11 protein-coding genes are annotated in these 13,046 nt (G+C 70.4%); 7 read left to right on the top strand and 4 right to left on the bottom strand.

From position 1 onward, the window contains the following. The first annotated feature begins 39 nt into the window (after window positions 1-39). The 3 genes from NQZ70_RS44105 to NQZ70_RS44095 are packed head-to-tail and all read left to right on the top strand — an operon-like array spanning window position 40 to window position 3,333. Window positions 40-1,038 (top strand): hypothetical protein, encoded by a 999-nt coding sequence (locus NQZ70_RS44105; RefSeq protein ID WP_237244606.1) that lies wholly within the window; start codon window positions 40-42, stop codon window positions 1,036-1,038. Further along, window positions 1,035-2,228: a hypothetical protein gene (locus NQZ70_RS44100; protein WP_165374473.1), complete on the top strand. Its 1,194-nt coding sequence runs from the start codon at window positions 1,035-1,037 to the stop codon at window positions 2,226-2,228. The genes NQZ70_RS44105 and NQZ70_RS44100 overlap by 4 nt, the downstream gene beginning before the upstream one ends. Window positions 2,229-2,256: 28 nt before the next feature. Next, the gene (locus tag NQZ70_RS44095) at window positions 2,257-3,333 is read left to right on the top strand and encodes a hypothetical protein (RefSeq protein ID WP_129579575.1); all 1,077 of its coding nucleotides are present in this window, start codon (window positions 2,257-2,259) and stop codon (window positions 3,331-3,333) included. 158 nt (window positions 3,334-3,491) lie between these two features. On the opposite strand, the gene NQZ70_RS44090 is transcribed toward NQZ70_RS44095, so the two are convergent. The 4 genes from NQZ70_RS44090 to NQZ70_RS44075 all read right to left on the bottom strand — a co-directional run bounded on the left by NQZ70_RS44090 (window position 3,492) and on the right by NQZ70_RS44075 (window position 7,998). Beyond that, window positions 3,492-4,187: a hypothetical protein gene (locus NQZ70_RS44090; protein ID WP_237244605.1), complete on the bottom strand. Its 696-nt coding sequence runs from the start codon at window positions 4,185-4,187 to the stop codon at window positions 3,492-3,494. A 606-nt stretch (window positions 4,188-4,793) separates the two neighbouring features. Next, window positions 4,794-5,729: a hypothetical protein gene (locus NQZ70_RS44085; RefSeq protein WP_129579573.1), complete on the bottom strand. Its 936-nt coding sequence runs from the start codon at window positions 5,727-5,729 to the stop codon at window positions 4,794-4,796. 446 nt (window positions 5,730-6,175) lie between these two features. Beyond that, window positions 6,176-7,309, bottom strand: a complete 1,134-nt coding sequence (locus NQZ70_RS44080) for a hypothetical protein (protein WP_129579572.1) — start codon at window positions 7,307-7,309, stop codon at window positions 6,176-6,178. Beyond that, window positions 7,306-7,998: a hypothetical protein gene (locus NQZ70_RS44075; protein ID WP_129579571.1), complete on the bottom strand. Its 693-nt coding sequence runs from the start codon at window positions 7,996-7,998 to the stop codon at window positions 7,306-7,308. Before NQZ70_RS44075 ends, NQZ70_RS44080 begins: the two co-directional genes overlap by 4 nt. A gap of 362 nt (window positions 7,999-8,360) precedes the next feature. Here NQZ70_RS44075 and NQZ70_RS44070 point away from each other — a divergent pair, with 362 nt between their 5' ends. The 4 genes from NQZ70_RS44070 (at window position 8,361) to NQZ70_RS44055 (ending at window position 12,959) form a co-directional block, all read left to right on the top strand. After that, window positions 8,361-8,642: a hypothetical protein gene (locus NQZ70_RS44070; protein WP_129579570.1), complete on the top strand. Its 282-nt coding sequence runs from the start codon at window positions 8,361-8,363 to the stop codon at window positions 8,640-8,642. A gap of 418 nt (window positions 8,643-9,060) precedes the next feature. Further along, window positions 9,061-11,433, top strand: a complete 2,373-nt coding sequence (locus NQZ70_RS44065) for a 3-hydroxyacyl-CoA dehydrogenase/enoyl-CoA hydratase family protein (RefSeq protein ID WP_129579569.1) — start codon at window positions 9,061-9,063, stop codon at window positions 11,431-11,433. A gap of 9 nt (window positions 11,434-11,442) precedes the next feature. Beyond that, window positions 11,443-12,624 carry a thiolase family protein gene (locus NQZ70_RS44060; RefSeq protein WP_129579568.1) on the top strand — a complete coding sequence of 394 codons (1,182 nt, stop codon included), beginning with the start codon at window positions 11,443-11,445 and terminating at the stop codon, window positions 12,622-12,624. A gap of 77 nt (window positions 12,625-12,701) precedes the next feature. Continuing rightward, the gene (locus tag NQZ70_RS44055) at window positions 12,702-12,959 is read left to right on the top strand and encodes a BolA/IbaG family iron-sulfur metabolism protein (RefSeq protein ID WP_020740589.1); all 258 of its coding nucleotides are present in this window, start codon (window positions 12,702-12,704) and stop codon (window positions 12,957-12,959) included. The last annotated feature ends 87 nt before the right edge of the window (window positions 12,960-13,046 follow it).

Below are 13,046 nucleotides of genomic sequence, written 5' to 3'. Positions count from 1 at the left end.
CCGTGCGCGGCGCGGAGGGGACGGGTCGTGCGGCGGTACATGGATGCGTCGGACTGGTTCGTGGACACGCCCGTGCCGGCGGACCTGCGCGCGCTGGTGGACACGGTGCTCAAGCCGCGGTTCGACGCGCTGGCCGACCAGCTCAAGGACAGCCTGAACCTGTGGACCGGCGACGCGCTCGACCTGGAGCAGACGCAGCTCTACCAGACGATCAGCGCCTTCGCGGGGGCGATGTCGACGGTCAGCGAGGGCGTCGAGGCATACGCGGGGATGATGCAGACGCTCGTCCACGCGACGACGCGCATCGGGGTGGGGTTCGTGCCGGTGGTCGGGCCGACGCTCGACCTGTGCGAGGCCGTGACGGGCAAGGAGTGGTGCCTGCCGGCCGGGCGAGAGTTGAGCGATGAGGAGCGGATCTTCTCGGGGCTGGGGGTGCTGGCGGCCGCCGCCGGACCGTTCTGGCGCGGGGCGAAGGGCACCGCCGTCACGCCGGATGCGATCCGGGTCGCCGGGGAGATCGCGGAGGTCGACGAGGTCATCATCCAGGGGCTCAAGCTCCGCAGCATCGGATGGTACAAGGGACTTCTGAAGGGCGCGGTGACGGAGAAGACGCTCGAACCGTTCGAGAAGACGGCGGCGAAGTTCCTCTCCCGTGACGTACGGGCGCTCCTCGGGGTGGGCGACGACGGCGTGCGCGTAGTGCTCTGGCGTGAGTTATCAGACAAGGTGCGCGCCAACCTCAAGGCGCCCGACTTCCTGACGGTGTCCGCGCAGAACAAGCTCATCCTGAGCGAGGTGAAAATGGGCCGCAACGTCCCAGGGGACAAGGTGATCGAGCAGTTGTCGAGCGGGATGGAGGGGCTACGGACGAAGGGCCTTGTGGGAGATGTCGAAGAAGCCCAGCTCATCATGGAGCGGGGCGGAAAATTCGACGGCAAACAATACATCGCGAAGGACACCTACCTCTTCGACACGCAGAAGGGCAAGAGGGCGACCCTGAACGGCTTCAACATACCCATCCGGGTGATTCGGCTATGACCACTCCGGGCCCCCGCTTCTACGCCTGGTGCAACGAGGCATCGCGGATCGACGCGCTCGAGGCGACGCTATCGGCGCTCGCGCGGCCAGATTGGCCTATGGAGGTGCATATGGCGGAGTGCGACGTGAAACGCAAGACGGACTCCAGGGACGAAGCCCTGGCCACGGTCCGCGCCCACTTCACGTGCGGTGGCGAGGCGTCTGTCGATTTCGGCGCGACGCTCCCGGCCTCCCAACGTTTCGCTTTTCCGAACGAGCGCGGCCCGGATTATTTGGAGTACGTCCCCGGTATCCATGTGGGTCTTCGGTGTTTCACCGAAGCCTACCACCGTCGCCGCCATTACTCTCTGATGGGGTTCCACGAGCCGCGAGGCCCCCTCGAGATGTACCCGCAACGCGGCAAGGACTTTTTCCGCTTGGGCCTCGATCTCGCCTGGGACAGGGGCCCGCGCTCGTTGGAGGCCGAGGTCGCGGTGTTGTGGCGCGTGATGCAGGTCGACCTCGAGGCGTTCCTGCTCTGTCTCTGCGCGCCGGACGCGAGCGGGCGCGTCCGGACCGGCGGGTGCACGAACGCATGGGACTGGAACGCGCCGGTCGCCACGTGCGCGACGTACAACGCGGACGCGCGAGAGATCGCGCGCGATCTCGCCGTGTCGTGGGTGCACCTCCACGACAAGGACAGCGTGACGCGCATCGCGGGCATTCCGCTGCCGCTGCTCCATACGCGCGTCGACGCCGCGCCGCGCGGGGCGCGTGTCAGCATCGCGGAGCGCGGGCCGCGTATCACCATCGCCCAACGCGAGACGCACGTCGCGCTGAAAAGGGGCAAACCGTGGACGCGCTCGCTCTCCCGCGAGACCGTCCTCAAGGCGCTGGCCGCATCGCCCTCCGCGCTGCTCGATGCGCTCGAAGCCTCGGCAGCGCCCGACGAGGCATGGCGCGCAGCCGCGCCGCGCGCGGATGAGATCTTGGACCGGACACGAAAGCTCACCGAAGCCGGTGGTGAGGGTCCGCCGGTCTGGTCGGTCGACCTGTCCACATACCGTCACCGCCTTTTCCTGAAAAGGCACCCCCCGTTTCTCGTGCGCCGCCTGCCGAACGGCGGCGTGATGCTAGCGACCCACCCGTACTGCTCGCTCTGGCCGCTCTGGGCCGACGCGCTCACTGCGCTCGGCCTCATGGACAACTAAGGGACATCCTCGCCATGGAGATCCAGCGATGACAGCAGGACCGTACTTCTTCGCCTGGTGCGACGAGGCAGCGAGGGTCGACGCGCTGGGCGCGGCGCTGCCAACGCTCGTCGAGAACCCACCCCAATACATCCGCTTCGACGGGCGCATGCGCCCTGGCCCGCAGTTCAGCACGACCTCCCTCGACGAGGCGGTCGCGACGATCCGCGCCCATTTCGGGCCTGCCGATGCCGACGTCTTCGTCTTTCCTACGCTGAGCTCCGGACGGTCCGTTCCTTGCAGGCTTCGCTGCTTCACCGACAGGAGCGAGCGCTCCAACGGGTGGGGACCGCTCCACCTGCACCCCGACCGAATCGAGGAGTTCGCCCGCATGTACATGATCCTCGACTTGGGCAGCGGCCCGTCCTCGGTCGGGGCCGAGGCCGTGCTCGCATGGCACAACGTCGTGGGCGACATCGAGGACTTCCTGCTCCGCCTCTGCGCGCCGGACGCGAGTGGGCGCGTCTCAACCGGCGGATGCACGACCGCGTGGACCTGGCTCGCGCCCGTCTCGATGTGCGCGACGTACCACGCGAACGCCCGTGACATCGCGCGTGATCTCGCCCTGTCGTGGGTCAGCCTCCACGACGGCGAAAGCGTCTCGCGGATCGCGGGCCTATCGATGGAGGCGCTCCACGCGCGCGTCGATGCCGCGCCGGTCGGGGCGCGCGTGGTTCCGACGGACAAGAGCGGGCGCACGATCCCGCTCTCCCGCGAGACCGTCCTCAAGTCGCTGGCCCTGCCGGGCTCCGCCCTGATCGAGGCGCTCGTGGCCGCTGCGGATGTGCCCGACGAGGCGTGGCGCGCCGCGGAGCCGCGCGCCGAGGAGATCCACAACCTGACGGTGCAGGCGAAGGCGCGCGGCGAGCAGCTCCCCGAGAGCCTCAAAGGGCCACCTCTGTGGTACGTCGAGATGACGGGCGAGCACGTCTACTTCCTGGTCGACCACGCCCCGTTCACCCTTCGCCGCCTCCCGAGCGGCGGCGTGCTGTTGGCGACCCACCCGTACCGCACGGTCTGGCCGCTCTGGGCCGACGCGCTCTCCTCCCTCGGCCTGATGTCCTGATCGAGAGGCGCAGCGCGCATTTCGTGCCGAAATTTTTCACGGTCAGCCGTTGCTTCGTGCCTGCGGGCTCGGCGGTACACGGGCGGGACCTTCGGCGTGACATGCTCCAGGCGCTGCGCTTGTGCCATTCTTGGCGGCAGGAGACGCGTGGCGTTTTCTCACGGTGCGCACGTCGCGTCGCACTCCCCACCGCAATCGGCGCCGCGCTCGCCGCCGTTCTTCACGCCGTCGGTGCACGTCGGCGCCGCGCACGCGCCGGCCCAGCACACGCCGCTCGTGCAGTCCGCGCCCGTCTTGCACCCGCCCTCGGGCGCGCAGCGCGGGCACGGCGCGCCGCAGTCGACGCCCGTCTCGGTGCCGTTCTTCACGCCGTCGGTGCACGTCGGCGCCCGGCAAATGCCGGAGTCGCACACCCCTTCGAGGCAGTCGTCTCCCGTCTCGCAGTCGAACCCCATCGGGCACGGCTTGCACGGGCCTCCGCAGTTGTAATCGGTCTCCCCGAGGCCCGGATCGTGTCGATCGTTCATGCAGTGATCACGAACGCACAGCGAGCCATCGCACGCCAGCCCATTCGGGCACGGCATCGTCGGATCGGTCGCAACGCATTCCACGCACCGCGCCTCATGGCATCGCCCCGCCCCCGAGACCGGGCAGAGCACGCCGGCGAGCTGCGCGTTGACCGGCGTGTCGAAATCGCAGAGGTCGTTCGTGCACTCGTTCCCGTCGTTGTACACGTCGTACGCCGCCACGCTGACCACGCGGCCGTCCTTCGTGCACTCGTCCTGCTTGCAGTCGCCGCGCACCTGCGAGGCCAGCGGGCCCACCTCGATCTCGACCACGCACGCGCCGTCCACGCAACGCCCCGCGCCGCACCGCGCGTCCGGCGGTCCCGGGCACTCGGCGTCGCTCTCGCAACCCCCCGGGCGGCTCGGGCACCCCCTCGCACTCGGCCGGCTTGTCCTCACCGCACTCGTCGCACGAACGACACTCGAGGATGCACGCGGGCTCCCGCTCGCCGCGCGCGCAGCAGACCACCTTGCCAGGCTCCCAGCACTCGCATTGCCCATCGACGCAGATCGTGCCCGGCACGTTCTGATGCTCCGAGTGGCAGTCGTCGGTGACCTCGCAGGTGGCACCCTGGTAAGGCCCACCGCAGGCGAAGAACAGGCTCGAACCGCTGAGAAAAAATGATGCAATAAGGTAATGGGTAGCGCGCGTCATGCGTCCAGTCCTCCGGCACGAGGCTGAGTCGCGGACACCCCGGCGGCCCCAATCCGCCGAGGTGTCGTTGGCCAGGTCGTTCGACCCCCGGACTATGCCGCGCTGGGTGCGCGTTCGTCACGCAAGTTTTCGCCAGCACCGCCGCTGCGCCGCGGGGGCCGTCACGGCGGCGCCCGCGGCGGAGGGGCGGCGCCGACAGCGGGTCGCTGACCGCGCGCCGCGCCGGCGGCAGGCCGCGATCAGAAGACGCCCGTCACGGCGAGGCCCCCGGCCGACACCTCGAGCTCGGCTCGCCCGCGCGGAACCAGGGCGTAGGTGAGCGTGGCGCCCAGGACCGCGCCTCCCGCGGCGAACGCGGCGATGCCCACGGTCCGGAAGGCGCGCATGTCGTCGTAGGCCGAGGCGGAGTCGCGGCACATCGGCCAGCTCAGCCGGAAACAGCCGCTCGGACCCGCGGTGCGGGTCGCCGCGCGGCCTGCCGCTTCCTTCTTCTCCACCGCCATCATCATCACGCCCCCGAGCGCCGCGAGCGTCGCGGACAGCCCCACGCCGCCGACGATCACGTCCGGCCGCGGTCCGGGCCGGGGGGGCGAGGGGAGCGGCCGCGGGCCGCCAGGCTCGCGCGCCGCATCGGGTCCGCCCGCGGCGCCAACTCCGCCCGCGGCGCCAACTCCGCCCGCAGCGCCAGCCCCGCCCGCGGCGCTTGCCTCCGCGGACGGCGCCGCGAACGCGAGCGTCACCTCCCGCGTCCTGCCGCGCGCAACCTCGACCTCCGCCACCGCCGTCCTGCCGTTCGACGACGCCCGGACCTCGTGGCGCCCAGGCAGGACCGGGACGGGCGCGCCGCCCTCCAGCTCGACAGGCTCACCGTCGATCGTGACCGCCGCCCCTGCAGGCGCGACGACCCGGAGCTCGCCGACGAGCTGGCGCGCGCGCGCGAGATCGGCGAGCCGCGATTCGTAGAGCTCGCGCTCGCGGGCGGTCCTGGGCGCGCGCATGAGCTCCTTGCACAGCGACAGCCAGCGCACCGCGGCCGGCGCCTCGCCGAGCCGGTACGACAGCGCCCCGAGGTTGCAGGCGGCCACCTGGGAGCGCTCGACCTTCCACACCGCCATCCACAGGTCGCGCGCGTCGGCGAGCCGACCCTCGTCGACCGCGGCATTCGCCTGCGCCATGAGACGCGCGCTCGTCTCGGAAGGGCGCTCGGCCGCCGCCCCCGACGCAAGCGTGAAGAGCGCGAGCCCCAGCGGGATGCCAAGACGAACGTTCCTGCGCAAGGTATCAACCTCCTCGTCCAAAGCTCGCGCTCAGGCGCGCCGAGAGGACGGATCGAGCGGCGCCGAGAGGCGCGATGACCAGACCCAGCGCCTCCGCAGAAAGCAACGGACCCACGGCTGCGCCCCGCCCGGGCCTGGTGCGAACAACGCTGGAAGGAAGTCAAGCCACACGCGCCCACACGGCGGTGCCGTCGGTCGTCGACGCGCTGTCCGTCCCCTCACCGTGGCGCCGCCGCGCGCCCGCGCAGCCGGTCGGAGCCGCCGCGAGCGACGCGTGATGGCTCGACCGCGGCCCGCACGTGCCGTTCAGCCTCCGCGCCGTCGAGGAGATCGTGAAGCGCGCGTCATGACCCCTTGTCCGGCGGAACATCGTCGGCCAGCGCCTTGCGTCGCGCGGCGTGGACGGCCGCGAGCCAGTGCGTCTTCGCCGGGTCGCTGCCCCACGGCGGGGCCTCCCGGTAGAGCGAGTCCCAGAATTCGCGCGCTGCCGCCTCGGCCGTCGCAAGCTCGCTCTCGCCTTCGGGCGCGCCCTCGACGGCATCCACGAGAGCACGCCATGGGTCCGAGTCATAGCGTCTCAGGTTCGGCCACGGCCCGGCGGGCTCTCCGTTGAAGAGCCCATCGCTGCTCTGGAGATAGCCTTCGTACGCGCTCTGAGCCACGGCGTCTCGCCGGCGACCGTTGACCTCGTTCATGCAGGCGTGGCGGTAGGACTCGGCCCATTCGCGGTCCTCCTCCGGCACGTCGTCGCGCCAGGCGCTCGCATAGAGATCGCGCAGCTCCTGCAGGAGCACCGCAGACTCCTGAAGCGCCGTGGTGTGATGCAAGGCGTCCCAGAGGGCTCGGTCGCGCGCCGCGCTCGGTCCGGGGAGAGGAGGCAGCGAAAACGTCCAGAACCGCGGAGCATCCAGCATCGGGGGGATGGGCCTCGTCATGGAGCGCGGGAGCCCGCGGCGACCGCGCCGAAACCCCCTCTGAAAGGCGCGGAGCGCCGAGGGCCGGTCTACCTCGGGGGCGTCGTCGGCCGTCAGCGCCCGCCAGAGCGACGTCCGGTGGAGGCGCGCTGCCGGATCGCCGGTCGCGCCCTCCCCCTCGCCCGCGACCGTCTGCCCGAAGTCCACGACGAAGGTAAAAAACGCGCTCTTGACGGCTTCGAGCAGCATCGGCCACGGGGGAGCGGGCTCCTTGTCGAACCTGCCGGGAAGGCTCTGGAGAGAGCCCGCGTCCACCCTCGGGCGGATGGCGTCGGGCCGCGAATCGTCGACCCACCTCCCGAACTTCTCGCGGTGCGCCTCGGCCCACGCGCGGTCCGCCTCGGGCAGGTCATCGTGCCATGCTTCGGCGCACAGCCTGCCCAGCGTTTCGAGGTCCATGTTCCGGCTCAAGGTATCCTGGGGCGCAAAGAGGCAACTCGCCGTGCCCGCCTCGATGTCGATGCGCCGCATGAGGTACTTCAAACGCGACGTTCTGAGCTTCACGGATGATCCCCTGGTCCACCGCCCGTCGGGTCGGTGGGTTGCTCGCCCGGAAGGTCCGTCGGCCGAGGTGGGCACCCCCAGTCTGGCCCCGCGCCGAGCGGGCAGAGGAGCGGGACGAGCTCAGGGAAAGCCCATCCCGGAGGCGGCGCGGGGAGCGAGATCAGCCAATCGATCAGGTCGTCGAGTGTGATCGATCTGGGGTTCGTCAAGTCGGACGGTACCTTCTCCGGCTCGTAGCGGGAGTCCCACACGAACCTGCACTCGACGTGTGTCACGCCCGGCACCTGCTCCTCGTGCAAGATCTTGAGCTTCATGGCCGCATCGCCCCTGCCTTGAAACTCGCCGGCACACATCGTGTATGTCACAGGGATATCTCCTCCCGAGAGGAGACAGTCCACCAAGTCAGCGACGGTGTACGTCGGTTCCTGGTCGTTCCAGCCGCTCCAGGTGCCGCCGGCCTTCAACCGGCACTGGAGCTTGCCCACCTGTTCGTTTTCGTCCTTGTAGGTTGGTAGCCACCTCAGCGCGTTGCTGTTCATCTTCAACTTCTCCCAGCGCGATAGCGTGTCGGGCGGCAGCATCGCGATCCTCCGTCTCAGCTCCTCGCGGTCGCCGGGGTCCACGATCGAGCAGCTGAGGGCGAACACGACGACTGCAGCGACCGCTAACGTCTCGAGGAAGCGACCCATGCGCGAGCGATCTCATGGGGAGCGGTGGGCATCAAGCAGCCCGCAGGCCGAGTCCGCGGGCGCCCCGACCCGACGCCCGCGCCGACGAGTGCGACCGACGCGGACGTGCTCGACGTGCCCGCGTCGGCGGCGTCCACGCCCAGGGTTTCGCGATCGCGACGCGCACAGAATGCGACTGATGTCAAGTTGCACCTGCCGGCGCGGACCGTGCCGCCCGCCAGTGGACGCCGCGCACGCCCGTCCGGCACCGCCGCGCCGCCGCCCTCCGCGCGAGCCCGCCGGGCCCCTCGCCCAGCGGCGCGTGTTAGCTTGCTCCGCGCCAGCACGATGCCGTGCGGCCACCCCCCGTCATCGAGGAGATCATGAAGCGAGAGAAGCGACTGACCAAGCGCGAGCGGAAGGCGCTCGCGCCGCCGCGCCCGGCCCAGCAGCAGCAGCACGAGCACCAGCACATCCACTGCGTCGCCTGCGGCAAACACCTCGATGCGGTGGAGTTCGGGGCGCAAGGGACGGCGACATGGCTCCAGTGCCAGCACCGCTCGCGCTTCGCTTCCTGCACCGTGTGCGTCGACATATCGAAGCGCCTCCTCGCCGAGCACGACCGCACCGGACGGCCTGTGCAGTCCGCCCAGGCCTGGCACTGACCTGGCACTGAGACGCCGAGAACGGAACGCGGCACGCCCGCCGCGCACCCGCGACGCGCCCGCCAGCGCGCCCACAACCCCCTGAGCACGCTCGCTCGCGCGCAGCAGACGCCCCGGTCCGGTGTCCGCCACACCAGGGACGGTCAATCGATGGAAGCCATGGCGTATCGGTAGTCCAAAGTACGCTGTCGTGTCCGCTCCTGTGCGCCGCCCCCCATGGCTGCCGTCGTCCGGCGTCGCACACCCGCGCTGAAGCGTGCGGCCTCCCACCTGACCGGCCGTTCTTCGCCGAACGCCGCGCCGACGACGCGCGTCCTCGCTCGCTCACCCCCGCGGCCGTCCACCCCGGATACGCTTGCGCCCGGCGCCCTTTGCGCCAATGGTTTGCGCCCCATATTCATCATCTCGGAGGATCTGCATGACGAAACCAATCCGCCGCGCGGGCGTCATCGGCGCGGGCGTCATGGGCAGCGGCATCGCCGCCCACTTCGCGAACGCCGGCATCGAGGTCCTGCTCCTCGATATCGTGCCCCCGAACCTCACCGACGCCGAGCGGAAGGACCCGGCCGCGAGGAGCCGGTTCGCCGCAGGCGGGCTCGAGAAGGCCCTCAAGGCCAGGCCCGCCGCGTTCTTCCACCCCTCCCACGCCCGCCTCGTGCGCACCGGCAACACCGAAGATCACTTCGCCGAGCTCGCCCAATGCGACCTCGTTATCGAGGCGATCATCGAGAAGATGGAGCCGAAGCGCGCCCTCTTCGCCCGCCTCGAGCAGGTCATGCGGAAGGACGCGATCGCGGCGTCGAACACCTCCGGCCTGCGCATCGAGGAGATGATGCAGGGGCGCTCCGAGGACTTCCGCAAGCGATTCCTCGTCATGCACTTCTTCAACCCGGTCCGGTACATGAAGCTCCTCGAGCTCGTCGCCGGCCCCGACACCGACCCGGCCGTCGTCGCCCGCGTGCGGAAGTTCGGCGAGGACGTGCTCGGCAAGGGCATCGTCTTCGGCAAGGACACCCCGAACTTCGTCGGCAACCGCATCGGCACCCACGCGATGCTCACCGCCATCCACCTCATGCTCGAGGAGGGCCTCGCGCCCGAGGACGTCGACGCCATCACCGGCATCGCCATGGCGCACCCGAAGAGCGCGAGCTTCAGGACCGGCGATATCGTCGGCCTCGACACCTTCGCCCACGTCGCCGACAACTGCTACGTGGCGCTCGAGCGCGACGAGGACCGCGAGGTCTTCAAGGTGCCCGCCTACATCCGCAGCATGATCGAGGCGAAGCTCCTCGGCGACAAGACGAAGGGCGGCTTCTACCGCAAGGCCAAGGAGGGGCTCGAGACGCTCGACCCCGCCAAGCTCCAGTACCGCCCGCACGGCGGCGACGAGGCGATCAAGAAGGCCACGAAGTCCTGCGAGAAGATCGAGGACCCCGCCGCGCGCGTGAAGAAGCTCGCGAACGACCCCGGCAAGGCAGGGCAGTTCGCCTGGAAGGTGCTCTCCCGCTCGCTCGCGTACACGGCGCGCCGCGTGGGCGAGATCGCCGACAGCATCGTGGCGATCGATGACGCCATGCGCTGGGGGTACAACTGGGAGCTCGGGCCGTTCCAGACCTGGGACGCGCTCGGCTTCGCCGAGACCGTCGAGCGCATGCAGAAGGACGGCATCAAGCTGCCCGAGTCGATCCTCCGCATGAAGCAGCGCGGCGCGACCTCGTTCTACCGGCAGGACGGCGCGGTGTTCGACCTGCTCAAGGGAGAGTACGTCGCACGCGAGGTCGATCCGCGGAACGTCACGCTCGCCGGCGCGCGCCGCGGCGTGAAGCCCGTGCTCGCCAACGACGGCGCCGAGGCGTGGGACCTCGGCGACGGCGTGCTCGGCGTCACCTTCAAGACAAAGGCGAACAGCCTCGATCCGGACTCGATCGGGATGCTCTCGCTCGCCGCCGAGAAGGCCGAGCAGGACTTCCGCGCGCTCGTGGTCTTCAACCAGGGCGAGCACTTCTGCGTCGGCGCCAACCTGTTCCTCGTGGTGATGGCCGCGGGCAACAAGGACTGGGAGGCGATCCGCAAGATGGTGAAGGGCTACCAGGACGCGACGCAGCGGCTGAAGTACGCGAGCGTCCCGGTCGTGGCCGCGCCCTACGGGATGACCCTGGGCGGCGGGCTCGAGCTCTGCTTCGCGTGCGACGCGGTGCAGGCCGCGGCCGAGACCTACGCGGGGCTCGTCGAGGTCGGCGTCGGCCTGATCCCGGGCGGCGCGGGGACGCTCAACATGCTCTGGCGCGCGTTCGAGGGCATCCCGGAGGGCGTGCCGGTGAACTCGTACGACCTCGTGACGCAGGTCTTCAAGAACATCGCCCTCGCCAAGGTCGCGACCAGCGCGGACGAGGCGAAGGCGCTCGGCTTCTTCCGCAAGACCGACGGCGTCTCGTTCGACCGGGCGCGCCAGCTCCACGAGGCGAAGGCGCGCGCCGTCGGCCTGGCCGAGGCCGGGTACCACGCGCCCGTGCCGCGCGCCTACAAGCTCCCGGGCGAGAGCGGGATCGCGACGCTGCAGATGATGATCGACACGCTCGTCGCCGGCGGCCACGCCAGCGAGCACGACGCGAAGATCGCGCGCAAGCTCGCCGAGGTGCTCTGCGGCGGCGCCGGCGGCGCGGCGCGCGAGGTCACCGAGGAGGAGATCCTCGAGCTCGAGCGCGAGGCGTTCGTCAGCCTGTGCGGCGAGCCCAAGAGCGCTGAGCGGATGCAGTACATGCTGATGAACAACAAGCCCCTCCGGAACTAGGTGAACGCCATGGTCGACGTCGTAATTGCAGAGGCCGTCCGCTCGGCCGTTGGCCGGGCCCACAAAGGGTCGCTCGCGCAGAAGCGCCCCGACGAGCTCGCCGGCGAGGTCGTCGCCGCGCTGCTCAAGCGCGTCCCCCAGGTGAAGCCGGCGGACGTCGAGGACCTGGTCCTCGGCTGCGCCATGCCGGAGGGCGAGCAGGGGCTCAACGTCGCGCGCCCCGTCTCGCTCCTCGGCGGGCTGCCGCAGGAGGCGTCCGCGATCACCATCAACCGCTTCTGCTCGAGCGGTCTCCAGGCGATCGCGATCGCGGCGGGCAGCATCGCGATGGGGTCGCTCGACATCGCCGTCGCCGGCGGCGTCGAGTCGATGACCATGGTGCCGATGACCGGCAACAAGCTGAGCGCGTCGCCGGAGGTGATGGAGCGCTGTCCGACGGTGTACACGCCGATGGGCATCACCGCGGAGAACGTGGCGAACCGGTTCCAGGTGAGCCGCGCCGACCAGGACGCGTTCGCGCTGAGGAGCCACCAGAAGGCGGCGGCGGCGCGCGAGGCCGGGCGCTTCGAGGACGAGATCGTGACCGTGAAGGGCGTGCGCTACGAGAACGGCAAGCGCGTGACCTTCGACTTCCGCGCCGACGAGCTGATCCGCAAGGAGACCACGGCGGAGGCGCTCGCGGGGCTGAAGCCGTCGTTCGCGGTGAAGGGGAGCGTCACCGCGGGCAACAGCTCGCCGCTGTCGGACGGCGCCGCCGCCGCGCTCGTGATGAGCAAGGCGAAGGCGGACGCGCTCGGCGTGAAGCCGCTCGGGTACTTCCGGTCGTTCGTGACCGTCGGCGTCGACCCCGCCATCATGGGGATCGGCCCGGTGCCCGCGGTGCGGAAGCTGCTCGCGAGGACCGGGCTGAAGGTGGCCGACATCGACCTCTTCGAGGTCAACGAGGCGTTCGCGTCGCAGGCCGTCTACGTGCAGCGGACGCTCGAGATCCCCGAGGAGAAGCTCAACGTGAACGGCGGCGCGATCGCGCTCGGCCACCCGCTCGGGTGCACCGGCGCGAAGCTCACCGCGACCGCCCTCCACGAGCTCCGTCGGCGCGGCGGCCGGTACGCCATCGTCACGATGTGCATCGGCGGCGGCATGGGCGCGGCCGGCCTCGTCGAGCTGGCCCGCGCGACTGCGAGCGCCTGATCCTGGCCGGGGCGCGGCCCGCCGCGGCGCCGCGCTCCGGCTTCCCCGCGGCGGGTCGATGGCCTATAGAGGGGCCCATGCCCACCCACCTGACGACGTTTCAGGGGTCGATCCCCGACGCCTTGAAGCGGGCCATCGAAGAGAAGATCGAGGGCTCCACCGCCGAGGTGACCGGCGGCGGAGGGCACTTCAACCTCGTCGTGACCTCACCGGTGTTCGCCGGCAAGAGCATGCTGGAGAGCCAGCGGCTGGTCTACAGCGCGATCGCCCACCTCATGGCCGGCGACCTGGCGCCCGTCCACGCCATCGACAGCCTGAAGACTCGGACGCCCTGAGCGAGGCTCACCCGCTTCGGATACGGGCCCACCTCGACGTTTTCGGTGCTCGGCGTACGTGAGTACGCCTGCGCGCCGAAAACGCCG

This window comes from Sorangium sp. So ce836 (assembly GCF_028553905.1).
GTDB classification, from domain to species: domain Bacteria; phylum Myxococcota_A; class Polyangia; order Polyangiales; family Polyangiaceae; genus Sorangium; species Sorangium cellulosum_D.
Note: the sequence above shows the minus strand (reverse complement) of the source record. Positions and strands in the feature narration are given on the sequence as shown.

Bases quoted from the DNA above. Each gene is read 5' to 3' on its own strand.
- NQZ70_RS44105 (WP_237244606.1), top strand. From the start codon at position 40: ATGGATGCGTCGGACTGGTTCGTGGACACGCCCGTGCCGGCGGACCTG.
- NQZ70_RS44100 (WP_165374473.1), top strand. From the start codon at position 1,035: ATGACCACTCCGGGCCCCCGCTTCTACGCCTGGTGCAACGAGGCATCG.
- NQZ70_RS44095 (WP_129579575.1), top strand. From the start codon at position 2,257: ATGACAGCAGGACCGTACTTCTTCGCCTGGTGCGACGAGGCAGCGAGG.
- NQZ70_RS44085 (WP_129579573.1), bottom strand. From the start codon at position 5,729: ATGGCGCAGGCGAATGCCGCGGTCGACGAGGGTCGGCTCGCCGACGCG.
- NQZ70_RS44075 (WP_129579571.1), bottom strand. From the start codon at position 7,998: ATGGGTCGCTTCCTCGAGACGTTAGCGGTCGCTGCAGTCGTCGTGTTC.
- NQZ70_RS44070 (WP_129579570.1), top strand. From the start codon at position 8,361: ATGAAGCGAGAGAAGCGACTGACCAAGCGCGAGCGGAAGGCGCTCGCG.
- NQZ70_RS44065 (WP_129579569.1), top strand. From the start codon at position 9,061: ATGACGAAACCAATCCGCCGCGCGGGCGTCATCGGCGCGGGCGTCATG.
- NQZ70_RS44060 (WP_129579568.1), top strand. From the start codon at position 11,443: ATGGTCGACGTCGTAATTGCAGAGGCCGTCCGCTCGGCCGTTGGCCGG.
- NQZ70_RS44055 (WP_020740589.1), top strand. From the start codon at position 12,702: ATGCCCACCCACCTGACGACGTTTCAGGGGTCGATCCCCGACGCCTTG.